Genomic DNA, 20,517 nt, shown 5'->3' on the forward strand with positions numbered 1-20,517 from the left:
AAGCCATTGATCTCTATTGGTCGGGGCGACAGGATTCGAACCTGCGACCCCCACACCCCCAGTGTGATGCGCTACCAGGCTGCGCTACGCCCCGACCAGGACGCGCCCTCTATGCCGCTTGGGGCAGGGATGCAAGCAGCCGCGACAATAGTTGCGCGGGCGTTGAACGCATGTTAGCGCGCGCCGCTTGAACGGAGCGATTTTTTCGCTTCTCTCTCCAGCCATTCGGGAAGCCATGTTCGCCACCCCAGCATATGCACAAGCCACCGGCGCGGCCGCACAGGGCGGAGGCGCCATGGGCGCGATCGTCTCGCTGATGCCGCTCGTCCTGATCTTCGTGGTCTTCTATTTCCTGATGATCCGCCCGCAGCAGAAGCGGATGAAGGATCTCCAGAATTCGGTCAATTCGGTCAAGAAGGGCGACCAGGTCGTCACCGGCGGCGGATTGATCGGCAAGGTGACCAAGGTCAGCGACAATGAAGTCGAGCTGGAACTGGGCCCCAACGTGAAGGTGCGGGCAGTGAAGGCGACGCTGCAGAGCGTCACGCCTTCCGGGTCGGCCAAGCCCGCGAACGACTGATGCTCGATTTTCCCCGCTGGAAAGTCTGGGCGGTAATCACGACCATCGTGGTGTGCATCGCGCTTTCGATCCCAAGCTTCATCCCTGAAAATTACCGCAAGAGCTGGCCTAGCTGGGTCCCCCAGCCTGTCATCAATCTCGGGCTCGATCTGGCCGGCGGCAGCTATCTGCTGCTGGAGGCCAACACCGCGGAAGTCGCCGCCGCGCGCGTCGATGCGATGCGCGAGCAGGTCCGCTCGGTGATGCGCCGCGATCCGCGCATCGAAGTCGGCGACATCTCGGTCCAGGGCGGCCAGCTCAGCTTCATGGTTCGCGATCCTTCGAAGGTCGATGCGGCGCGCGAGCGGCTGCTGGAAATCGCCGGCAGCGGCGCGGGCCTGACCGGCCAGCGCGTCTGGGACATCTCCGTGGTCGATTCGACTCGCTTCGTGCTGCGGCCGACCCAGGCAGGGCTTGCGGAGGCGATCGAGACGGCGATGAACGACGCGCGCGAAGTCGTCGATCGCCGCATCAACGAATTCGGGACCCGCGAACCGACCGTTGTCCGTCAGGGCGCGAACCGCATCGTCGTCGAAGTCCCGGGTCTCAAGGATCCGCAGTCGCTGAAGAAACTTCTGGGCACGACCGCCATGCTGGAATTCAAGCTGGTGGACATTAGTGTTACGCCCCAGATGATCGCGGAGGGCCAGGTTCCCCCCGGCAGCCAGGTGCTGCCGATGCAGGAGGGAGGCGGCCAGATCGCCGTGTTCCGCACCGCGATGATCACCGGCGACATGCTGGTCAACGCCACGCAGGATTACGATCCGCAAACCGGGCAGCCGCGCGTGGCGATCCAGCTGGACGGCATGGGATCGCGGCGTTTCGCCAAGGTGACGCAGGAGAATTCGGGCAAGCCGTTCGCGATCATCGTGGACAACAAGGTCATCTCCGCGCCCAACATCAACGAACCGATCCTGGGCGGGAGCGCGACGATCTCGGGCGGATTCACCGTCCAGAGCGCCAACGAACTCGCGGTTTCGCTGCGTTCGGGCAAATTGCCGGTGACGCTCAAGGTGGTCGAGGAACGCACCGTCTCCGCCGAACTCGGCAAGGATTCGATCGACAGGGGCGTGCTTGCCGGGATCGTCGGCACCTTGGCGCTGATCTTCTTCATGGTGATCACCTATGCCCGCTTCGGCGTTTACACGACGCTGGCGCTGCTGGTGAATGCCGGGATGATCCTGGGCATCATGGCGCTGTTCAATTCGACACTCACGCTGCCCGGCATCGCGGGATTCGTGCTGACGATCGGCGCCGCGGTGGACGCCAACGTGCTCATCAACGAGCGCATCCGCGAGGAACACCGGATGCGTAACCGCAACGTGATCTCCTCGGTGGAATTCGGCTATAAGGAAGCGAGCCGCGCGATCTTCGACGCCAACATCACCAACGTGATCTCCGCCGTGATCATGTTCACCTTCGGCTCCGGCCCGATCCGCGGGTTCGCCGTCGTGCTGGCCATCGGCATCGTCACTTCGGTCTTCACCGGCGTCACCTTCACGCGTCTGCTCGTCGCGGACTGGCTGAAGCGCGATCGTCCCAAGACCATCCAGATCTGAGGCCGAAGCCTATGTTTCCGCTCAAGCTTGTCCCTGACGACACGAACATCCCGTTCCTGAAATACCGGAACATCGCGATGGGGTTCTCGATCCTGCTCATCATCGCGTCGATCGCCCTGTGCGTGGTGCGCGGCTTCAATCTGGGCATCGACTTTGTCGGCGGCCAGACGATCCGGGTCCATCTCGACCGGCCGGTGCCGATCGAGCAGATTCGCGCGAAGATGAGCACGCTCGGGTTCAACGACCTGACGATTCAGGAATATGGCGGCCCCACCGAAATCGGTATCCGTACCCCGCTTCCCGAGGGGGATGAATCCGCCGCCGAAGTCGCCGCGACCAAGATGCGCGGCGTGATCGAAGGCGGGGTTCCCGGCGCGCGCGTGACCGGCGTCGAGAGCGTCTCGGGCAAGGTCTCGAACGAGCTGTTCCGCACGGGGATCATCGCCCTGGTGCTCGCGATGCTGGGCATCACCGCCTATATCTGGTTCCGCTTCGAATGGCATTTCGCGGTCGGCGCGCTGTTCGCGCTGTTTCACGATGTCGCGCTGACGCTGGGATTCTTCGCACTGACCCAGCTCGAATTCGACCTCAACATCGTCGCTGCGATCCTTACGATCATCGGCTATTCGCTCAACGACACGATCGTGGTCTATGATCGTATCCGCGAGAACATGCGCAAATACCGCAAGATGGAAATGCCGGCGCTGCTCGATCTTTCGGTCAACGAAACGCTGTCGCGCACCGTGGTTACCAGCCTTTCGATCGGCATCGTGCTGGCGATCCTGCTGCTGCTCGGGCCGGAGGTGATCTTCGGCTTCACGGCGGCCATGCTGCTCGGCATCGTCATCGGCACCTTCTCGTCGGTCTATGTCTCGGCGGCGATCCTGTTGTGGCTGCGCCTCCAGCCCGACAGCTTCGTCCAGAAGCCGGCGGCGGCTGGCCCCGAGGGCGAGCGGGTCGCCCCCCGCGAGATTCCCTGAAGGGACGGCATTGAATGGAAATGAACCGCCGCAGCGCCGAAGGGCCGGTGATCACCGGCTTTTCGGGGCGCGGGTTCAAGGTGGACGGCGGCGTTTATGAGGGGCTGCTGATCAGCCCCGAGCGCGCCGATGGCTGGTCGCCGCCGTCGCTCGAAGCGCTGGCCGAAACGGACCTCACGCCGCTGCTCGCCCTTGATCCCCCGCCCGAATTCGTGCTGCTCGGCACTGGCGCCACGATGCGCCGTCCGCCGCCTGCATTGGTCAAGGCGCTCCAAGCACGCGGCATCGGCCTGGAAGCGATGGACAGCCGCGCCGCCGCCCGCGCCTGGGGCGTGCTGCGCGCCGAGCTGCGCTGGATTGCCGCAGCGCTCTATCCGCTGGACTGAGGCGGCTCCTGCGATAGGATCGCCCCAGACGGGAGAGATGCCTGGCGCAGGGGGACCTGATTGAGCTGCGGAATCGCAGGCCAAGGCCTCGGCAGCGAAGCGCTTGCGACGGGCCGAATAGTCTCCCCGGCGGAGCGCCGATCGACACGATCTGGGGCCCAATAAGCTCAATCGATACTGGACCCCGACCGGCGCGGGGCAGTCGTATAAACGAAACGCTAGCCGCGGCCGATCTTCTCCGCGCCATCGTCCTCGCTTGCGGCGGTTCGGTCGCGGTCGAGCAGGTCGGAGGGACGGCGAGCATCGCCTTCCTCCTGATGCTCGGTCGAGATATTCTTGTCGCTGGTTCCGGTATCGGGGTCCGCCATCGCTGTTGCTCCTTCTGGAGTTTCAACGGTGGAGACGCCCGCGAGTTTCAGCCACCCGCGGTCCGATTGCAGTCCTTCTTAGCCCGTCACTTGGCCGGCTTGGGAGCCTTGGCGGATGCGCGCGGCTTGGCCGGAGCCTTGGGCTTTGCCGCAGCCTTCGTCTTCGCCGAGGCCTTGGGCTGAGCTGCGGGCTTTGCAGGAGTCTTGGCCGCGGGCGTGCGGACGCGCTTCGCCGCCGGGGCCGCACCGGCGGGCTTGGCGATCGCCTCGGCCACTCCGGCCACGGCCTGGGTCACGACTTCGACCGCCTTGCCGCGTACCTTGGCCACTTCCTTCTGCGCCTCCGGCTCCTTCTTGATCTTCGCCGCGAGCGCGACGAGCCCGGCGGCGATCAAGTCCGCGACGGCGGGGTGCTGCGCCAGCTCGGTCAGCTTCTTGCGGATGTCCTTGGGCAGCTTCGCCCCCGCAATGCTCTTGGGCAGCGCAGCGGCACTGCCCTTGCCGTCTTTCTTGTCCTTGGCCATTGCCGGTCTCCTGCGCGTGTCAATTGTCACAGCCTAGCCGCAATCGATAGGCGCTGACCAGATGCTCGAAATAATCGTGCAATCGCGCGCTGTTCGCCTCCCAGGTGAAGGGCTCGACGGTGGCGCGGACGGCCCCCGCGCGGCCGGGATTCGCCAGCAGTTCGCGCAGAGCCGCGGCGAAGGCTTCGGGCGTGCGCGCAACGATGCGCCCGGCCACGTCGCTGCGGACCACCTGCCGCGCGCCGCCCACATCGGGGATCACGATCGGTGTTCCGCTCGCCAGTGCTTCGAGCCAGGCATTGGCCAGCCCCTCGCGCTCCGAAGCCAGCGCCATTGCGTCTGCCGCGGCGAGATAGCTCGCCACTTCCGCGGGCGGGACATTGCCCAGCAGGCGAACTCGGTCCGCGATGCCAAGCTTGTCGATCAGGTCCGCCAGCCGCTTGCGATCCGGCCCCTCGCCCGCGATGCACAGCGTCACGCCCGGCATCGCGGCGATCGCACGCAGGACAATGTCGTGCCCCTTGAGCGGGATAAGCGCGCCGACCGACAGCACCAATGGCCCCGCGATGCCGAGGGAGGCCTTGGCCTCGGTCCGATCACGCGGAGCAAATCGCTCCAGATCGACTCCGGTGACAACAGCCTCGATCCGTTCGCCCGGCATACCGAGCGCGATCATGTCGTCGCGCATTCCCTCGCTCACTGCGATCATCCCGTCGGCGGTGCGCCCCGCGGCGAGCACCTGCGGGCCGGTGACGGGATTGCGACCCCAACGATGCACGTCCGAACCGCGAGCCTTGATCGACACGGGTACGCCCAGCCGGCGGCCAAGCTCGACTGCGGCGACCCCATCGGGAAAGAAGAATTCGGCCGCGATCATGTCGAAGGGAAAGTCGCGGTGGATCGACTCCAGCATCGGCGTCAGTGCGCGAGTCAGCGCCCGGGCGTGAAAGCGGCCCCCGCTCGCCGGAATATTGAGAAATGCCGGGCGATGAACCTCCAGCCCCTTCCAGTTCTCACGCGAGGGAAGTGTAGCAAGCTTGCGATAGCGGGACAGCAGGCTCAGCGGCCAGGGCGGAACTCCGCGCGGGGCCGCGACGCGCACTTGGACATCCGCGCGCTTCGCGAGCGACAGCGTCTGGCGCTCGACGAAGATGCCGAAATTGGGCCGATACAAGTCGGGAAAGAGGGTCGAGAGGACGAGCACGCGGAGCATAGGCTCGCAGCTATAGCGCGGGTTGGTTAATCGCGCGCTTGCGTCCTTGGCGGCAGTGGGTTTGCACCACGCGCCTTGCTTCCCCATATCGCGCGTCATGAGCGGGAACAGCAACGCGTGGCACGGCACGACTATTCTCTCCGTGCGCAAATCGGGCAAGGTGGTGATCGCCGGTGACGGCCAGGTTTCGGCCGGCAACACCGTGATGAAGCCCAACGCCCGCAAGGTGCGGCCCCTTGGCGACGGCAAGGTCATCGCGGGCTTTGCCGGCGCCACCGCGGACGCCTTCACGCTTTTCGAGCGGCTGGAGGCCAAGCTCGAGCGTCACCAGGGGCAACTCCTGCGCGCCGCAGTCGAGCTCGCCAAGGATTGGCGCACCGACAAATATCTCCGCAATCTGGAAGCGATGCTCATCGTCGCCGACAAGGACGTGACTCTAGTGGTCACCGGCAATGGCGACGTGCTGGAGCCCGAAGGCGGAGTCGCGGCGATCGGATCGGGCGGCAATTTCGCACTGGCCGCGGCCCGGGCGCTCGTCGATTACGAAGCCGATGCCGAGACGCTTGCCCGCAAGGCCATGGGAATAGCGGCGGAACTCTGCGTGTTCACCAACGACCGGCTGACGGTTGAGACGATGGACAGCGCTACCTGACCGATTTTTGCTCCCCTCCCTGTAAGGGAGGGGCTGGGGGTGGGTCGCGAGCGAAGCGAGCACCTGTCCTCTCAAACAAGCGCCGGTCGGGGCATCGAGCCCCGCCCGCCGCAACCCACCCCTAACCCCTCCCTTACAGGGAGGGGAAAGAGTTAGAGAATGAACGATAACCTGACCCCCAAGACCATCGTAGCCGCGCTCGACTCGCACATCATCGGCCAGAAAGATGCCAAAAAGGCCGTCGCCGTCGCGCTACGCAACCGCTGGCGCCGCCAGCAGCTCTCGGTCGACCTGCGCGACGAAGTGACGCCCAAGAACATCCTGATGATCGGGCCCACCGGCTGCGGCAAGACCGAGATCAGCCGCCGCCTCGCCAAGCTCGCCGACGCGCCCTTCGTCAAGGTCGAGGCGACCAAATTCACCGAGGTCGGCTATGTCGGGCGCGACGTCGAGCAGATCGCCCGCGACCTGGTCGAGGAAGCCGTGCGCCTCGAAAAGGAGCGCCGTCGCGTCGCCGTCAAGGACAAGGCGGAGGAAGCCGCGATGGCGCGCCTGCTCGATGCGCTCACTGGCAAGGACAGCTCCACCGCCACGCGCGAAGCCTTCAAGCAGCGCTTCCACGATGGCGTGCTCGACAATACCGAGATCGAAATCGAGATCGAGCAGGCCTCGGCCATGCCGTTCGACATTCCGGGCGGCGCGCCGCAGATGATCAATCTCGGCGAGATGATGAAGGGACTGACCGGCACCCCGCTCAAGCGCCGCAAGCTCAATGTCCGCTCGGCATGGGAGAAGCTGGTCGAGGAAGAAGCCGACAAGCGCCTCGACCAGGACGAAGTCAGCCGCGTCGCTCTGGCGGACGCGGAAGCCAACGGCATCGTCTTCCTCGACGAGATCGACAAGATCGCGGTCTCGGACGTGCGGGGCGGTTCCGTGTCCCGCGAAGGCGTCCAGCGCGACTTGCTGCCCCTGATCGAGGGCACCACCGTCGCCACCAAATACGGGCCGATGAAGACCGATCACATTCTCTTCATCGCCAGCGGCGCATTCCATGTCGCCAAGCCCAGCGACCTGCTCCCCGAGCTTCAGGGCCGCCTGCCCATTCGCGTCGAGCTTCAGGCGCTCACCGAGGAGGATTTCGTCGCGATCCTGTCAGACACCAAGGCGAGCCTGGTGCAGCAATATGCCGCCCTGCTCGGCACCGAAGGGGTGACGATCGACTTCACGCCGGAGGGCATCCGCGCCGTCGCCAGGATCGCGGCGGAAGTGAATTCCGAACTCGAGAATATCGGCGCGCGCCGACTCCAGACCGTCATGGAAAAGCTGCTGGAGGAAGTCAGCTTCGAAGCCGAGGACCGCAAGGGCGCCGGGATCACCATCGATGCCGCTTATGTCGACGGCCAGCTCTCGGCCATCGCGCGCAACAACGATCTCAGCCGCTACGTGCTGTGAAGCTTCAGCGCGGCTTGGTATACGGCGTGAACGATCCCAGCGTGCAATAAGGCCCCGGCACGACCGATCCGCGCGGGTTCGCGCGGAAGCGGTCGTGCCGGCATATCTGCGATCCGTGGATCTCGACGATCAGCAGATCGTCATCGTCCAGGCCCGGGCAGTTGGCGGGCAAATCGTTGCGCCAGATGCGGCGCCCGTCGCGATATAATAGGGTGCGCTGGTCGATCACCCGCGGCCCGTCCGCGCCCGTAGCGCTGATGCAGCTCTGCGGCTTGCCCGCGACGCGCCCTTTGAGCGCCTCGGCGAGTTCGCGCTCGGTCTTCGCCTGCCGCCCGCTCTGGCTGTCGGCGCTCGCCGCCGCGCATCCCGCCAGCGCGATTGCGCCCAAAATTGCTCCGATCCGCATGCGGTCTCTCCTTATCGCGTGTAGGGCACGAAGGCCCCCAGCGAGCAGCTTCCGGTGATCATGCCTCCGCTAGGCGCACGCGTCTGCACGAAATCTCCGTCGCAATAGCGGTCGCCGCGAAGCGTCTGGACCACGACGATATCGCCCCGTGCAAGCCCCGGGCAGTTCCCCACCACATCGTTGCGATAGGCGCGCTTGCGCCCGGCCATGTAGAGGATCGTCTTTTCATAGCTTCGAATTTCATTGACCTGGGTCCGGCGCACGCATTTCTGCGGCGGCCCGGCGGTCCATCCGGCAAGCTTCATATCCAGCCTGGCCTGGCTGTTCGGCCCCGGGCGGTTTTGGGCGGTGGCGCCGCCGGCGATCAGCAGCAGCGCGGCGGAAACAGCAAGACGGATCATCATATTCTCCACGCCCCCGCTCAATATAACGCATCAGCCCCGAAATGCATCCTTCGCCGCGCGTCTTTCCGCAAGAATTTCAGAGGTTTGCGCCCGCATGAACGGATTGGTCGCGCGTTCCTGCCCGATCGTGGTGGGCACGGTCGCCACCCCCGCCAGCCGCGCCGCGTCCACATCGGCCATTCGCGCCCGGATCGCGTCGTTATCCGGCTCCGCTACCAGCGCATAGCGCCCGTTCGACTGGGTATATTCGTGCGCGCAATAGACCATGGTATCGTCCGGCAAGGCCGCCAGCCGCTGCATGTTCGAGAACATCTGCTCCGCCGTCCCCTCGAACAGCCGGCCGCACCCCATCGCGAACAGCGTGTCGCCGACGAACGCCACCGAGTCGCCCGCGAAATGGTAAGCGATATGCCCCGCGGTATGCGCCGGCACTTCCATGACGATCGCGGCATGTGCGCCCAGCCGCACTTCCTCGCTTTCGCGCACCAGCCGGTCGGCGGTGGGGATTCGCGCAGCCTCGGCCGCGGGCGCGATCACCTGCGCGCCGGTCGCAGCCTTGATCGCTGCATTCCCGCCGGTGTGATCGGGGTGCCAATGCGTGTTCCAGATCGCCCCGATCTTCCAGCCGCGCGCCTCAGCCTCAGCGAGCACCGGCTCCGCCACGGCGGGGTCAACCACCATCGTCTCGGCGCTGACAGGGTCATGGACGAGCCATACATAATTGTCGCTGAGCACGGGAATGCGGACGATCTCCAGCCCGGCCATTACCATTCGCCGATATTGGGCATCGAAATCCACGGTTCCTGGGGCGGCAGATGGCCTTCCTGGAGGATTTCGATCGAGATATTGTCGGGCGTGCGGACAAAGGCCATGTGCCCGTCGCGCGGCGGCCGGTTGATCGTCACGCCGCCGTCCATCAGCCGCCGGCAAGTCGCGTAGATATCATCGACACGATAGGCGATATGCCCGAAATTGCGCGCGCTGCCATAATCCTCCGGGTCCCAATTATGCGTCAGCTCGATCTGGGCCTTCTCGTCTCCGGGCGCGGCCATGAAGATCAGCGTGAAGCGCCCCTTCTCGCTATCCTTGCGGTGAACCTCCTTGAGGCCCAGCAATTCGAAGAACGCGACCGTCGCCTCGGGGTCGCTCACGCGGATCATGGTATGGAGATATTTCATGGGGTGGAGATAGGCTTCTAACTCCCCTCACCGCAAGGCAGGGAAGCACGTTCACTTCTCCGCCACCGCGAACTGCGCGAGCGCCTTTCGCGCGCTTTCCGCCGCGGGGCTCCCGGGTGAGAGCTCGATCACGCGGTTCCAGGCCGTCCGCGCATTGGCCTCGTCGCCCGCCGCGGCGGCAATGCTGCCCGCCTCCAGCTGCACCATCGCATCGTCGGGCGATCGCTTGAGCGCCTCCGCGATATCCGACGCCGCGCGCTTCAGGTCGCCCGTGCGCCGCGCCAGCGTCGCGGAGAGCAGCCAAGCGAGCGGGTCCCCCGGCGCATTCTCCAGCGCCTTGTCGATATCGCTGCGTGCAGGCTCACTGTCGCCGGCGAGCATGAGCGCGCGGGCGCGGTCTAGATGCGCTTCGCCCAGCGCCAGCCCGGCAAGCGTGCCCGTCACCAGCGCCGCGTCGAACGCAGCTCGCGCCTTGCCCGCTTCTCCCGCCGCCAGCCAGGCATTGCCCGATTGCACGTGGTAATCCGCGACCTTGGGGCTTTTGGCCAGCTCGGCGTCGCGCGCCGCTTGCTCGAAAGCTGCTGCCGCCGAAGCCCAGCGGCCCTGGTTGGCATAGGCAACGCCCTCGCATTGCCGCGCCAGCGCGCCGCCGCCCTCGCTGCGCCATTTGGTCGCATTGGCCAGGCCCTGGGCGGGATCGCCGGTCGCCAGGTCCATGCATTGGGCAAAGCGCGGCGGCTCGGCCGGAGCCGGCACGTCCTGCGAGATCAGGATGAGGAAGGGGAAGAACATAGGGCAATCACATCCTCGAGCGCGCGGAGGATCAGCGCCAGATCCTGATCGCGCGAAAGCCGGTGGTCCCCGTCCTTGACCAGCACCGTCTGCACCGCGTCTGAATGAAACAGCTCGGCCAGCGCGCCCGCGCGCTGCCACGGCACTTCCTTGTCCTTCTGCCCCTGCAACAGCCGCACCGGCCCGTCGAAGCCGATCGGGCGAACCATCATCCGGTTCGCCTCGCCCGATGCCCAGAATCCGCGCGTGGTCACTGTCGGCGCATCCGAATAGTCCGATGCCTTCTCCAGCCGCCCTTCCTGGAGCAGCTTCAGCTTGTCCTCCATCGTGAAGCCCCAATCGGTAAAATCGGGCGCCGCCGCGATCCCCACCATTCCCATGATGCGGTCGGGCCGTTCCTTCGCGGCGAGCAGCATCACCCACCCGCCCATCGACGAGCCGACCAGCACCACCGGCCCCTCTACATGATCGATCATCCGCAGCGCATCGTCGCGCCACGTCACCAGCGTCTCGCTCTCGAAATCGCCCCCGCTCTCGCCGCACCCGGCATAATCGAAGCGCAGGAACGCCCTGCCCTGTCCCTTCGCCCAGACCTCCAGGTGCAGGGCCTTGGCGCCCTGCATGTCGGACGCATAGCCGCACAGGAAGATCACCGTAGGACCATCGCCGGGCGTGTGTTGGAAAGCGAGCGTCGGCCGCTCGGGGGTTTGAAGGATCTCGGCCATCGCGCTCATCTAGAATCTATTGCACCTGCGTGGAAGCGGCACCTGGCTGGACAAACGCCAGCCGCCACTGCTTCAGAAGCGGAACCCCCGCTCCTCCGGCGCTGCACGCTCGCTGCATATCGACTGGAGGGCGGCCCATTCGCCAGGCTCGAGCGAGGCCGTCGCCCCGGGCTTCGCACCCTGCTCGAACAGCCGCTCGCGATCGGAGGATAGCGGATGGCTCGAAACATAGCCCAGCAGCGTCTCCGCCTTCCCCAGGCTGGCCTCCGTTTTTGACAGGCGGCGGAAGAATGCTGCGGTCGGGCTGGTGGAGATCGCGGTTTCCTGCAGCCGGGCGAGCGCGAATCCGTCGGCCCGTCCCTCCGTGGCGCGCGAATAGCTCGCCGATAGCAAGGCGCTGGTATAGCCGCCGACATTGCCGTCGGCGCCCGACAGCACCATGCTGAGGCCGAGCTGGCGAACCAGCGATTCGAGCACGTCGCGGTTGCGCACATGCCCCATTTCATGCGCCAGCACGCCTGCCACTTCGTCCGCCGATCCGGCCTCGTTTAGCAGCCCGCTGAACAGCAATATGTGCCCGCCGGGCAGCGTGACTGCGTTGACGATCGGAATATCCACGACGCGAATGTCCATGTCCTTCGCGCCAAGCCGCTGGGATAGCTTGGCAAGCGCGGCGCGGCCGCCAGCCGCGGTGCACGTCCGTCCCCCGAAGTCGCCCATCATCGCGGCGCCCCATTTCTTCTCCGCCGATTCCGGGATCATCCGCACCAGCATGGGCGGTGTCGTGATCAGCAGCCAGAGCGCGGCCGCCGATAGCACCATGAACCCTCCCACCGCGGGCCAGAGCCCGACCCGGTCGATCAACCGTCCATAGCCCCTGGCGGAAGGCAACAGCTCCGCGATCTCCGGCGGCGGCGCTTCCGTCAGCCCGATCCGCCAGCCGGGCGCCTTTCGCAGCCCATATTGCGCATGGCCCCCGATCTCGCCGTGGGGGATCAGGTCGGCAAAGGCGAACGGCCCGGTCCCGCCGCTTTCGCCCTCCAGAAAGAAGCCCTGCGCCGCCCGCACCAGATCGCGCGCCTGCCGCACTCCGCTCTGCCCGTCATAATGCCAGACCGGAACGCGCATCTCAGATCGCGCCGACATCGAATGCGTCGAGCAGGCCCTCGCCCTGACCCGGCGTGCGCGTGGCCGATTGCGTGAAGCTATCGAGGTCGAGCGTGCCGAAACCGTTCATGTGCCGGATGAAGAACGACCAGTTGCGGTATCCCACGAAGATCAGGCCGATCCCCAGCGTGCATGCCACCAAGGAAAAAAGTCCCGACAAACAGCTTGATCCAGTCGATCGACCGGGCCTCGAACTTGAAGTCGAGATCGGCGAGCGAGAGATTCCCTACCACTTCGCGGAAATATGCCGCGTAGAAGAGCACTGCGATCAGCCCGAGCACCACGAAGAATACGAAATAGCCGATCACCGCCGCAAACATCACGGACCGCATCACTTCTTCGCGCGTGCCCCCCGCATCCGCCGACCCAAAAATCACGCCTAGCGCGACTCCACCCACCACGAACACGATCGGCACGAGATAATAGAGCAGATAGCGTCCCATGATCGGCCGCCAATCGGCGTTCGACGTGAATTGGTGGGGGCCGAAACTCATCGAATTCCAGCGCTGGTTCCACAGGCGCGTCATCGCCCAGGGCACCATCAGCCCCGCCGCCATGCTGCCCACGATCGTGCGCCACAAATGGGAGATCCCGTAAGCCAAACCCTGGTCGTCGCTGCCGCCGCGGATGCCGTGCCAGAAAGTGCGGCTCAGCCGGTATCGCAGCGCGCGGAACACCGCGACGCCAAGCAGCAGGAAGACGAACAGGTAGATCGCGATCAGCAGCAGCGCCGCCCCGCCGTCATGCCCCTGCATCGCCAATGCCTGCACAAGGAAATTCAACGCGCCCAGCGGCACTCCGAACATGACGATTGCGATCAGATAGCCGATCAGCAATTCCCCGCCCGTCCCGGTCCATTCCAGCCTATCGTCGATGAAGCGGGTGTTGCTCCACAGATATTGCCGCTCGCGGGTCCGTGCCCAGAAACTATAGATTCCCAGAGTGACGATCGTCAGAAGCAAATTGGTGAAAGCGATCGGTGCGAATTCACGCCATGTGCCGTGAAATTCGAAGGCGCGTGCGCCCGAAGCCTGCTCTTCCATGAATATTTCTCCCCCGCGCCCATCTGACCAAAGCGCGGGGGTCGCCGTCAAGAATTATTATGTTTCCGCAATGACTTCGCCTGCGCCCTGCCTCAACGCGCGCCGGTGGCTTCACACATTGCGGGGTCGCCGCTTTCCATGCCCTTGCGCAGCCATGCCATGCGCTGCGCGGAGGTGCCGTGCGTAAAGCTCTCGGGCCGCACGCCGCCTTGCGAGCCTTGCTGCAGCGTGTCGTCGCCGATCGCATTCGCGGCAGTCATGCCTTCCTCGATATCGCCGCTTTCAAGCCGCTCCTTGTTGCGGCCAAGGAACACGCCCGCGAAGCAATCCGCCTGCAATTCCAGTTGCACCGAAAGCTGGTTCGCCTCGCGCGCGCTCGACTGCGCCTGCATCCGCGAGACTCGCTCCGAAGTGCCCAGCAGATCCTGGATGTGATGGCCCATTTCGTGCGCCACGACATAGATTCGGGCGACGTCGCCGCTGGCCTGGAAGCGCTGGTCGAGCTCACGGAAGAATGCGGTGTCCAGATACACCCCGTCATCCGCGGGGCAATAAAAGGGCCCCACCGCCGAAGATGCCGCGCCGCAGCCCGACTGGACGTTTCCGGTGAAGAAATTGATCGTCGCGGGCGAATAGCGTTGGCCCGCCTGCGCGAAGATCGCGTCCCAGGTCCTGTCGGCCAGCGCCATCACTTTGCATGATTCGATCCGCTCGGGGGTATTGCATGCGCCGGCGCCGCCGGTCGATTCGCCCTGCGCCACCTGGCTGGGCGCTACCGAGCCCGTATCGATCAGTCCGCCACCGCCGCCCAGGCCGAACACCGCCATCGCGCCGAGCACGACGACCATCAACAGGCATCCGATCTTGCGCCCGAAGATCATCGGCAGGAAGCCCAGCAGCGAAAACATGCCGCCACCGCCGCCAAAGCCGCCGCCGCCCCGTCCGCCCAGGTCGCGGGCATTGCCCGTGGGATCGATATCGTCGAGGCGCATGGCCATCCCCTTTATTCGTTCGCTGTCCGCAACAATGCTCCAACGCGCGAAGCGTTGCACCCCTCGTGGCGATGCGACTAGGAGAGAGGGGCAAACCCCCTCGAAAGGCCCTCCATGTTCCTTGCAGGCAAGTCAGCGATCATCACCGGCTCCACTTCGGGAATCGGCCTCGCTTATGCCAAGGCGCTGGCGGCCGAGGGCTGTGGGGTGATGATCAACGGCTTCGGGGATGCAGGGGCGATCGAGGCCGAGCGTGCCGCACTGGAGGCCGCCAGCGGCGCCGGCGCACTTTACGATGGCGCCGACATGTCCAAGCCCGATCAGATCGCCGCGATGGTCGTCCGCGCCCAGGCCGAGCTGGGCGGCGTCGATATCCTGATCTCCAATGCCGGCATCCAGCATGTCGCCCCCGTCGACGAATTCCCGCCCGAGAAATGGGATGCGATCATCGCAATCAATTTGACTTCGACCTTCCATATGATGCGGGCCGCGATCCCCGCCATGAAGGCGCGGAAATGGGGCCGCATCATCACCACCGCTTCGGCCCACAGCCTCGTCGCCAGTCCCAACAAGTCCGCTTATGTGGCCGCCAAGCATGGCATTGCCGGCTTGACCAAGAGCGTCGCGCTCGAGACCGCCCAGCATGGCATAACGGTGAATTGCATTTCGCCCGGCTATGTCTGGACGCCATTGGTGGAAAACCAGATTCCCGACACGATGAAGGCCCGCGGCCTCACCCGCGAGCAAGTGATGAACGACGTCCTGCTCGCCGCCCAGCCGACCAAGCAATTCGTCCAGCCGGAACAAGTGGCGGCCCTCGCGCTATTCCTGTGTCGCGACGCAGCGGCGGCGATCACCGGCGCGAATTATTCGATGGATGGCGGCTGGACCGCGGCCTGATGGAGAGCAAGGCATGAAGGCGATACTCACCGCCGCAATACTGGCCGGCCCGATCCTGCTCGGCCTCTCCGGCTGCGGTGTCTATCGCCAGGCCACGTCGGCGCGGCCCGACACCACGCAGCCCTGGCGCACCATCGCGACCGACCGGGACCGCGAGCGGCTGCGCGAGTGGCACAAGGCCTGGGACGAAGCCCTGCCCCTGGCCAGGGCGGCCGAGCCGGAGGCGATCGCCGCCGACACGCTGCTGTTCGATCCGGATCGCGCGATGGGCGGGGCGGCGCTGCCCCCCGGCAAATATCGCTGCCGGACCTACAAGCTTGGCGTTTCGGGCACTGCGATGCGCGATTTCACTGCCTATCCCGCCTTCGATTGCGCCGTGACCGAGGAAGGCGATGTCGACAGCTTCCAGATGCGCACCGGAACGCAGCGCCCGGCCGGGCTGCTCTTTGCCGAAACCGACGCCCGCACGATCTTCATCGGCACGCTGGTGCTCGGCGACGAGGCCACGCCGCTGCGCTACGGCCTGGATCGAAGGCGCGACATGATCGGCTATGTCGAGCGCATCGCCGAGCGCCGCTGGCGGCTGGTGCTCCCCTATCCCAATTTCCAATCGAAGCTCGACATCATCGAGCTGGTCCCGGCCTGATCCCCCGACAACAGAGGAAACCCATGCGCCCCGCCCTTCTCCTCACCACCATTCTCGCCTTTGCCACTCCCGCGCTTGCCGCCGATCCGGCGCGCGAGCTGACTCGGAAATCGCTCCCGGCGCTGATGGAGCATTACCGCGATTTCCACGCGAACCCCGAACTGAGCCTCCACGAGACCGCCACCGCCGCCAAGCTCGCCGCCGCCGCGCGCAAGGCGGGCTATGAAGTCACCGAAAAGGTCGGCGGCACCGGCCTGGTCGCGATATTGCGCAACGGCCCCGGCCCCGTGCTCATGATCCGCGCCGACACCGATGGGCTGCCCGTGATCGAAGCAACCGGGCTCCCCTTCGCCTCGAAGGTCCGCGCCACCACCGATGAGGGGCTCGAGACCGGCGTGATGCACGCCTGCGGCCACGACACGCACATGGCTAGCTGGATCGGCACCCTGCAAAACATGGCCGCTACGAAAGGCCAGTGGAAAGGCACGCTGGTGATGATCGCCCAGCCCGCCGAGGAGCGCGGCGTGGGCGCGCGGATGATGCTCGACGATGGCCTGTTCACGCGCTTCCCCAAGCCGCAATTCGCGCTCGCCTTCCACGACAGCGCATCGCAGCCCGCCGGCCAGATCGGTGTCACGCCCGGCTATGCCCTCGCCAATGTCGACAGCGTCGATCTGGTGGTAAAGGGCGTGGGCGGCCACGGCGCCTATCCGCACACCACGAAGGACCCGATCGTGCTCGCCGCGCGCATCGTCGGCGCGCTCCAGACGCTCGTCAGCCGCGAAATCGATCCACAGGCATCGGCGGTGGTCACCGTCGGCAGCATCCAGGGCGGCTCGAAGCACAATATCATCGGCAGCGAAGTCACGATGCTGCTCACCGTGCGCAGCTTCACTCCCGAGATACGCAAGCTCCTGCTCGATGGCATCGGGCGCATCGCCCGGGGCGAAGCCATCGCGGCGGGCATGTCCGAAGACCGCATGCCGGTGATGACCGTCAAGGACGAATTCACGCCCGCTACTTTCAACACCCAGCCGCTCTCCGGCCGGATGCACGCTTTATGGACCGCGCGCTTCGGCAAGGACCGCGTCGTCCAGACCACGCCCGTGATGGGCGGCGAGGATTTTAGCCGCTATTATCTGGCGGATCAGTCGATCCAGAGCCTGATCTTCTGGGTGGGCGGCGTACCCCAGGCCAAATGGGACGCCGCCAAGGCCGGCGGCGCCCAGCTCCCCTCGCTCCACAGCGCCTATTGGGCGCCCGACGCGGAGCAGGTGATCGCGACGGCGACCGAGGCGATGACTGCGGCGGCGCTGGATATTCTGAAGAAGTGAGCGGGTCGGGCGAACCAGATGCGCGCATACGAGGCATGGCAGCGCTGGCGATCGGATGCGGCTTCCTAATTGCCCCGGCAGGCGTTGCTATGGTCTTAGCGACCCCCGCGCCTCTCTACAGCTTTCTTCCGGAGCCCTTCGGCGCACCATTGCCGGTCATTGGCCTCGGCACCCTGGTGGCGACAGCCTTGCTGCGTTGGGTCCTGGTGCCCAAACTGGCTGTCGAAAGTTCAGACATTCCACCTTGGGTCCTGTTCTGGGTCCTCAGCAAACTGAGCGTATTGTGTGCCGTGCTGCTATTGCTCTTTGGCGCTCTACTCGAATGGATGCTGACGGCCTCCACCGTCAGCTTTCACGCCCTGATTGTAGTTCTGTTCGGCTACGCGATGTATCTTCTATTTGGACAATCAGCCATCAACATCGCGAACATCGTTCACCACCGATATCGGCGTGCTAGCAAATGAAAGCCCTAGCCGACCCCGATAACGCCCTCGCGCGCGGCCTCGCCGCGATCCGCCTCAAATTCCAGGTGCCCGCCGACTTCCCCCCCGAAGTCCTCGCCGCCGCCGAGCAAGCAGCAAGGCGCACGCCGACCGAACACGCCGACCGCACCGCGCTCCCCTTCGTCACGCTCGATCCCGCCACTTCCACCGATCTCGATCAGGCCTTCCATATCGAGCGCGCGGGCGGAGACATCCTGCTTCATTATGCCATCGCCGACGTCGCCTGGTTCGTCGATGATGGCGGCGCAATCGATCAGGAGGCATGGCGGCGCGGCACCACGCTGTACCTGCCCGGTGGCAAGGCCGGGCTATATCCGCGCGTGCTCAACGAGGGCGCGGCCAGCCTGCTCCCCAGCGGCGACCGCCCCGCCGTCGTCTTCACGATCCGCGTCGCCCCCGATGGCGGCGTTCGCCTCGACGGGGCTGAGCGCGCGCTGATCCGCAGCCGGGCGAAGCTGGCATATGACGGCGTCACTGCCGCCGATCTCCCGCCCGATTTCGCCGAGCTCGCCAAGCGCATCCACGCTGCCGAAAAGCGCCGGGGCGCGGTCCGCGTCGATCCGCCGGAGCAACAGGTCGATAGGCTCGCCGACGGCGGCTTCGAACTCACCTTCCGCCCGCGCCTCGCGTCCGAGGAACACAACGCCGCGCTGTCGCTCGCATGCAACCTCGCGGTCGCGGACGCCCTGCTCACCCACCAGACCGGCCTGTTCCGCGTCATGGCATCGCCTGATGAACGCGCGATCGCCCGCCTGCGCCACGCCGCCCGCGCCTTTCGGCTAGATTGGCCGCATTCCATGCCGCTCAAGGAATATGAGCGCAGCCTGAGCCCCGCGGACCCAGCCGAAGCCGCCTTCATGCTCGCGATACGCCGCGCCGGGCAAGGTGCCTCCTACACGCCTTATGCGCCCGGCCAGACGCCCTGGCACGCCGCGATGGCCGCGACCTACGCCCATGCCACCGCGCCGCTCCGCCGTCTCGCCGATCGCTATGTGGTCCAGGCTGCGCTCGCCATCGCCAATGGAAAGCCCGTGCCGCAAGCCGTTGCGGATGCTTTTCCGCTGCTGCCCCCGGTCATGGCCCGCGCCGATGCGCTCGCGGGCCGGATCGAGCGCGCGGTGATCGACCTGGCCGAAGCGGTCATGCTCCAGGATCGGATCGGGGAAAGCTTCACTGCGATCGTCACGGACGTCACCGAACACAACACCCGCGTGCAGCTCCGCGACTTGCCGATCGTCCATGGCGTCGCGCTCACGGCTGCAACGCCAGGCGACCAAGTTGAGCTACGCCTTGCGAGCGTGGATACGGCGGCGGGCGCAATCCGCTTCGAGCCGGTTTAGGCACGGCCCGGTACGAATTGCTCTACCCCAGCCCGATCTTGTTGAGCATGCGCTCGACCAGCCCGGGTTCCTCCGGCTTGCCGGCGGCGATCCGCTCTTCCTTCTTGGGATTAAAGCCCGAGCTTTCCGGAAGGTCACTTCCCGAATGGCTATGCACCGGCTGGGTCGATGCCGGGGGATCGGATGCATCCATCGATTCGTCCAGGCCCCGATCCAGCCGCGCTTCACTGCTCTCGGGGTTGCGGGCCAGACGTTCGGCGATCGAGGCATCGGTGCCCGCATCGGCGGAGCCGACGGGAGCGGGCTTGCCCGCATCTCCGGGACCGGGGGCCACCGACATCTTGTCCATCGCCGAATCGATCGGGTTCGTAGTCATTGTCACTCTCCTGAGCGTTGCTCAACTGTAACGACCCTCGCCCCGTTCGCGTTCCGCTCTGGGCGAGGCCTGGGCGCAAAAGAAAAACGGCCCGGCGATTTGTGTCGCCGGGCCATTTTTTCTTCGGTTTTCCGTAAACCTAGTTCCGCGAGCTGCCGAAGAGGCGCAGAAGGAACAGGAACATGTTGATGAAGTCGAGATACAGCGTCAGCGCGCCCATGATCACGGCCTTGCCGACCATGTCGGTGCCGGCGACGTAATCGTACAGGCCCTTGATCTTCTGCGTGTCATATGCGGTGAGCCCCGCGAAGATCAGCACGCCCGCCACGCTGATCACAAACTGCATCGCTTCCGAACGCAGGAACAGGTTGATCAGGCTCGCGACGATGATGCCGACAAGGCCCATGATCAGGAAGGTGCCAAAGCCCGACAAATCCTTCTTGGTGGTATAGCCCCACAGGCTCAGCCCCGCGAAGCCCGCCGCGGTCGCGAAGAAGACCTGCGCGATCGACGTGTCGGTATAGACGAGGAAGATCGTCGAGAGGGAAAGTCCCATCAGGAACGAATAGACCCAGAAAAGCAGTTGCAGCGTCGCGGTCGCCATCCGGTTCTGCCCGAAACTCATGGCCATCACGACGCCAAGCGGCGCCAGCAACACGATCCAGCCGAGCGCGGACATCTGGCCGGTCTCGGTGAACAGCGAATAGACATAGCCGCTCTTGGCGAAGAGCAGCGAGACCAGGCCGGTCAGCAGCACGCCCGAAGCCATGTAATTATAGACCGACAGCATATACGCCCGGAGCCCGGCATCGCGGGCGTCGCTCTGCACGCCGGCATAAGGCGCGGCGCTCATCCGGGGATCAGACCAATTAGCCATTCGAAACTCCTTTGCCCGGCTTGCGCGCCGGTTCGAACCAATATCGCCCTCGCGGCGGCGCTTTTCAAGCGAAACCGGAGT

Annotated in this window: 25 protein-coding genes and 1 tRNA gene; 11 read left to right on the forward strand and 15 right to left on the reverse strand. The window is 65.4% G+C overall.

Going from position 1 to position 20,517, the window contains the following annotated elements:
* Positions 1–17 precede the first annotated feature (17 nt).
* Positions 18–94 (reverse strand) — tRNA-Pro (locus VF617_RS07640).
* A 141-nt stretch (positions 95–235) separates the two neighbouring features.
* On the opposite strand from VF617_RS07640, the gene yajC reads away from it, so the two are divergent.
* From yajC to VF617_RS07660, 4 genes are read left to right on the forward strand one after another with little or no spacing between them, the layout of a single operon-like run.
* Entirely contained in the window at positions 236–580 is a 345-nt protein-coding gene (yajC, locus tag VF617_RS07645) for a preprotein translocase subunit YajC (RefSeq protein WP_331014275.1), read from the forward strand.
* On the forward strand, positions 580–2,178 hold the full coding sequence (gene secD / locus VF617_RS07650) for a protein translocase subunit SecD (RefSeq protein ID WP_331014276.1): 1,599 nt from the start codon (positions 580–582) through the stop codon (positions 2,176–2,178). Before yajC ends, secD begins: the two co-directional genes overlap by 1 nt.
* A gap of 11 nt (positions 2,179–2,189) precedes the next feature.
* Positions 2,190–3,158 carry a protein translocase subunit SecF gene (gene secF / locus VF617_RS07655; protein ID WP_331014277.1) on the forward strand — a complete coding sequence of 323 codons (969 nt, stop codon included), beginning with the start codon at positions 2,190–2,192 and terminating at the stop codon, positions 3,156–3,158.
* 14 nt (positions 3,159–3,172) lie between these two features.
* Positions 3,173–3,544 (forward strand): Mth938-like domain-containing protein, encoded by a 372-nt coding sequence (locus VF617_RS07660; RefSeq protein WP_331014278.1) that lies wholly within the window; start codon positions 3,173–3,175, stop codon positions 3,542–3,544.
* A gap of 218 nt (positions 3,545–3,762) precedes the next feature.
* Here VF617_RS07660 and VF617_RS07665 read toward each other — a convergent pair whose 3' ends face one another.
* The 3 genes from VF617_RS07665 to VF617_RS07675 form a co-directional block, all read right to left on the reverse strand.
* Positions 3,763–3,912 (reverse strand): hypothetical protein, encoded by a 150-nt coding sequence (locus tag VF617_RS07665; protein ID WP_331014279.1) that lies wholly within the window; start codon positions 3,910–3,912, stop codon positions 3,763–3,765.
* A gap of 86 nt (positions 3,913–3,998) precedes the next feature.
* Positions 3,999–4,436, reverse strand: a complete 438-nt coding sequence (locus tag VF617_RS07670; protein WP_331014280.1) for a hypothetical protein — start codon at positions 4,434–4,436, stop codon at positions 3,999–4,001.
* Between the two features lie 19 nt (positions 4,437–4,455).
* Positions 4,456–5,649: a glycosyltransferase gene (locus VF617_RS07675; protein ID WP_331014281.1), complete on the reverse strand. Its 1,194-nt coding sequence runs from the start codon at positions 5,647–5,649 to the stop codon at positions 4,456–4,458.
* 97 nt (positions 5,650–5,746) lie between these two features.
* On the opposite strand from VF617_RS07675, the gene hslV reads away from it, so the two are divergent.
* Together hslV and hslU are read left to right on the forward strand one after the other, a co-directional pair.
* Positions 5,747–6,301, forward strand: a complete 555-nt coding sequence (gene hslV, locus VF617_RS07680; protein WP_331014282.1) for an ATP-dependent protease subunit HslV — start codon at positions 5,747–5,749, stop codon at positions 6,299–6,301.
* Between the two features lie 159 nt (positions 6,302–6,460).
* Complete coding sequence (gene hslU, locus VF617_RS07685) at positions 6,461–7,753, forward strand: ATP-dependent protease ATPase subunit HslU (RefSeq protein WP_331014283.1); 1,293 nt, start codon at positions 6,461–6,463, stop codon at positions 7,751–7,753.
* A 4-nt stretch (positions 7,754–7,757) separates the two neighbouring features.
* Here the strand turns inward: hslU and VF617_RS07690 are convergent, their stop codons facing one another.
* From VF617_RS07690 to ypfJ, 9 genes are all read right to left on the reverse strand, one after another.
* Positions 7,758–8,159: a DUF6491 family protein gene (locus tag VF617_RS07690; RefSeq protein WP_331014284.1), complete on the reverse strand. Its 402-nt coding sequence runs from the start codon at positions 8,157–8,159 to the stop codon at positions 7,758–7,760.
* Positions 8,160–8,170: 11 nt separating this feature from the next.
* Entirely contained in the window at positions 8,171–8,560 is a 390-nt protein-coding gene (locus VF617_RS07695) for a hypothetical protein (protein ID WP_331014285.1), read from the reverse strand.
* A gap of 33 nt (positions 8,561–8,593) precedes the next feature.
* On the reverse strand, positions 8,594–9,328 hold the full coding sequence (gene gloB, locus VF617_RS07700; RefSeq protein WP_331014286.1) for a hydroxyacylglutathione hydrolase: 735 nt from the start codon (positions 9,326–9,328) through the stop codon (positions 8,594–8,596).
* Positions 9,328–9,741, reverse strand: a complete 414-nt coding sequence (locus VF617_RS07705; protein ID WP_331014287.1) for a VOC family protein — start codon at positions 9,739–9,741, stop codon at positions 9,328–9,330. The genes gloB and VF617_RS07705 overlap by 1 nt, the downstream gene beginning before the upstream one ends.
* 51 nt (positions 9,742–9,792) lie before the next feature.
* Positions 9,793–10,533 (reverse strand): tetratricopeptide repeat protein, encoded by a 741-nt coding sequence (locus VF617_RS07710; protein ID WP_331014288.1) that lies wholly within the window; start codon positions 10,531–10,533, stop codon positions 9,793–9,795.
* Positions 10,509–11,258: an alpha/beta hydrolase gene (locus tag VF617_RS07715; protein ID WP_331014289.1), complete on the reverse strand. Its 750-nt coding sequence runs from the start codon at positions 11,256–11,258 to the stop codon at positions 10,509–10,511. The genes VF617_RS07710 and VF617_RS07715 overlap by 25 nt, the downstream gene beginning before the upstream one ends.
* Before the next feature lie 72 nt (positions 11,259–11,330).
* Positions 11,331–12,404: a M48 family metallopeptidase gene (locus tag VF617_RS07720; protein ID WP_331014290.1), complete on the reverse strand. Its 1,074-nt coding sequence runs from the start codon at positions 12,402–12,404 to the stop codon at positions 11,331–11,333.
* Between the two features lie 59 nt (positions 12,405–12,463).
* Positions 12,464–13,468: a YjgN family protein gene (locus VF617_RS07725; RefSeq protein ID WP_331014291.1), complete on the reverse strand. Its 1,005-nt coding sequence runs from the start codon at positions 13,466–13,468 to the stop codon at positions 12,464–12,466.
* 92 nt (positions 13,469–13,560) lie between these two features.
* Complete coding sequence (gene ypfJ, locus VF617_RS07730; RefSeq protein WP_331014292.1) at positions 13,561–14,460, reverse strand: KPN_02809 family neutral zinc metallopeptidase; 900 nt, start codon at positions 14,458–14,460, stop codon at positions 13,561–13,563.
* A gap of 114 nt (positions 14,461–14,574) precedes the next feature.
* On the opposite strand from ypfJ, the gene VF617_RS07735 reads away from it, so the two are divergent.
* The 5 genes from VF617_RS07735 to VF617_RS07755 are packed head-to-tail and all read left to right on the forward strand — an operon-like array spanning position 14,575 to position 19,183.
* The gene (locus tag VF617_RS07735; RefSeq protein WP_331014293.1) at positions 14,575–15,360 is read left to right on the forward strand and encodes a 3-hydroxybutyrate dehydrogenase; all 786 of its coding nucleotides are present in this window, start codon (positions 14,575–14,577) and stop codon (positions 15,358–15,360) included.
* Between the two features lie 13 nt (positions 15,361–15,373).
* Positions 15,374–16,006 carry a DUF4893 domain-containing protein gene (locus VF617_RS07740; protein ID WP_331014294.1) on the forward strand — a complete coding sequence of 211 codons (633 nt, stop codon included), beginning with the start codon at positions 15,374–15,376 and terminating at the stop codon, positions 16,004–16,006.
* A 23-nt stretch (positions 16,007–16,029) separates the two neighbouring features.
* The gene (locus VF617_RS07745; protein ID WP_331014295.1) at positions 16,030–17,340 is read left to right on the forward strand and encodes an amidohydrolase; all 1,311 of its coding nucleotides are present in this window, start codon (positions 16,030–16,032) and stop codon (positions 17,338–17,340) included.
* Between the two features lie 35 nt (positions 17,341–17,375).
* Positions 17,376–17,804, forward strand: a complete 429-nt coding sequence (locus VF617_RS07750) for a hypothetical protein (protein WP_331014296.1) — start codon at positions 17,376–17,378, stop codon at positions 17,802–17,804.
* Positions 17,801–19,183, forward strand: coding sequence for an RNB domain-containing ribonuclease (locus tag VF617_RS07755; protein ID WP_331014297.1), 1,383 nt, complete (start codon positions 17,801–17,803; stop codon positions 19,181–19,183). Before VF617_RS07750 ends, VF617_RS07755 begins: the two co-directional genes overlap by 4 nt.
* A 22-nt stretch (positions 19,184–19,205) precedes the next feature.
* Here the strand turns inward: VF617_RS07755 and VF617_RS07760 are convergent, their stop codons facing one another.
* Both VF617_RS07760 and VF617_RS07765 read right to left on the reverse strand, forming a co-directional pair.
* Complete coding sequence (locus tag VF617_RS07760) at positions 19,206–19,559, reverse strand: hypothetical protein (RefSeq protein ID WP_331014298.1); 354 nt, start codon at positions 19,557–19,559, stop codon at positions 19,206–19,208.
* Positions 19,560–19,698: 139 nt separating this feature from the next.
* Complete coding sequence (locus VF617_RS07765) at positions 19,699–20,436, reverse strand: Bax inhibitor-1/YccA family protein (RefSeq protein WP_331014299.1); 738 nt, start codon at positions 20,434–20,436, stop codon at positions 19,699–19,701.
* Positions 20,437–20,517: the final 81 nt, after the last annotated feature.

Source organism: Sphingomonas sp. (genome assembly GCF_036388215.1).
Taxonomy (GTDB): Bacteria; Pseudomonadota; Alphaproteobacteria; order Sphingomonadales; family Sphingomonadaceae; genus Sphingomonas.

Excerpts from the sequence above, each read along its gene's own strand:
- yajC (WP_331014275.1), top strand. The coding sequence starts at position 236 with ATGTTCGCCACCCCAGCATATGCACAAGCCACCGGCGCGGCCGCACAG.
- secD (WP_331014276.1), top strand. The coding sequence starts at position 580 with ATGCTCGATTTTCCCCGCTGGAAAGTCTGGGCGGTAATCACGACCATC.
- secF (WP_331014277.1), top strand. The coding sequence starts at position 2,190 with ATGTTTCCGCTCAAGCTTGTCCCTGACGACACGAACATCCCGTTCCTG.
- VF617_RS07660 (WP_331014278.1), top strand. The coding sequence starts at position 3,173 with ATGGAAATGAACCGCCGCAGCGCCGAAGGGCCGGTGATCACCGGCTTT.
- VF617_RS07665 (WP_331014279.1), bottom strand. The coding sequence starts at position 3,912 with ATGGCGGACCCCGATACCGGAACCAGCGACAAGAATATCTCGACCGAG.
- VF617_RS07670 (WP_331014280.1), bottom strand. The coding sequence starts at position 4,436 with ATGGCCAAGGACAAGAAAGACGGCAAGGGCAGTGCCGCTGCGCTGCCC.
- VF617_RS07675 (WP_331014281.1), bottom strand. The coding sequence starts at position 5,649 with ATGCTCCGCGTGCTCGTCCTCTCGACCCTCTTTCCCGACTTGTATCGG.
- hslV (WP_331014282.1), top strand. The coding sequence starts at position 5,747 with ATGAGCGGGAACAGCAACGCGTGGCACGGCACGACTATTCTCTCCGTG.
- hslU (WP_331014283.1), top strand. The coding sequence starts at position 6,461 with ATGAACGATAACCTGACCCCCAAGACCATCGTAGCCGCGCTCGACTCG.
- VF617_RS07690 (WP_331014284.1), bottom strand. The coding sequence starts at position 8,159 with ATGCGGATCGGAGCAATTTTGGGCGCAATCGCGCTGGCGGGATGCGCG.
- VF617_RS07695 (WP_331014285.1), bottom strand. The coding sequence starts at position 8,560 with ATGATCCGTCTTGCTGTTTCCGCCGCGCTGCTGCTGATCGCCGGCGGC.
- gloB (WP_331014286.1), bottom strand. The coding sequence starts at position 9,328 with ATGGCCGGGCTGGAGATCGTCCGCATTCCCGTGCTCAGCGACAATTAT.
- VF617_RS07705 (WP_331014287.1), bottom strand. The coding sequence starts at position 9,741 with ATGAAATATCTCCATACCATGATCCGCGTGAGCGACCCCGAGGCGACG.
- VF617_RS07710 (WP_331014288.1), bottom strand. The coding sequence starts at position 10,533 with ATGTTCTTCCCCTTCCTCATCCTGATCTCGCAGGACGTGCCGGCTCCG.
- VF617_RS07715 (WP_331014289.1), bottom strand. The coding sequence starts at position 11,258 with ATGGCCGAGATCCTTCAAACCCCCGAGCGGCCGACGCTCGCTTTCCAA.
- VF617_RS07720 (WP_331014290.1), bottom strand. The coding sequence starts at position 12,404 with ATGTCGGCGCGATCTGAGATGCGCGTTCCGGTCTGGCATTATGACGGG.
- VF617_RS07725 (WP_331014291.1), bottom strand. The coding sequence starts at position 13,468 with ATGGAAGAGCAGGCTTCGGGCGCACGCGCCTTCGAATTTCACGGCACA.
- ypfJ (WP_331014292.1), bottom strand. The coding sequence starts at position 14,460 with ATGCGCCTCGACGATATCGATCCCACGGGCAATGCCCGCGACCTGGGC.
- VF617_RS07735 (WP_331014293.1), top strand. The coding sequence starts at position 14,575 with ATGTTCCTTGCAGGCAAGTCAGCGATCATCACCGGCTCCACTTCGGGA.
- VF617_RS07740 (WP_331014294.1), top strand. The coding sequence starts at position 15,374 with ATGAAGGCGATACTCACCGCCGCAATACTGGCCGGCCCGATCCTGCTC.
- VF617_RS07745 (WP_331014295.1), top strand. The coding sequence starts at position 16,030 with ATGCGCCCCGCCCTTCTCCTCACCACCATTCTCGCCTTTGCCACTCCC.
- VF617_RS07750 (WP_331014296.1), top strand. The coding sequence starts at position 17,376 with ATGGCAGCGCTGGCGATCGGATGCGGCTTCCTAATTGCCCCGGCAGGC.
- VF617_RS07755 (WP_331014297.1), top strand. The coding sequence starts at position 17,801 with ATGAAAGCCCTAGCCGACCCCGATAACGCCCTCGCGCGCGGCCTCGCC.
- VF617_RS07760 (WP_331014298.1), bottom strand. The coding sequence starts at position 19,559 with ATGACTACGAACCCGATCGATTCGGCGATGGACAAGATGTCGGTGGCC.
- VF617_RS07765 (WP_331014299.1), bottom strand. The coding sequence starts at position 20,436 with ATGGCTAATTGGTCTGATCCCCGGATGAGCGCCGCGCCTTATGCCGGC.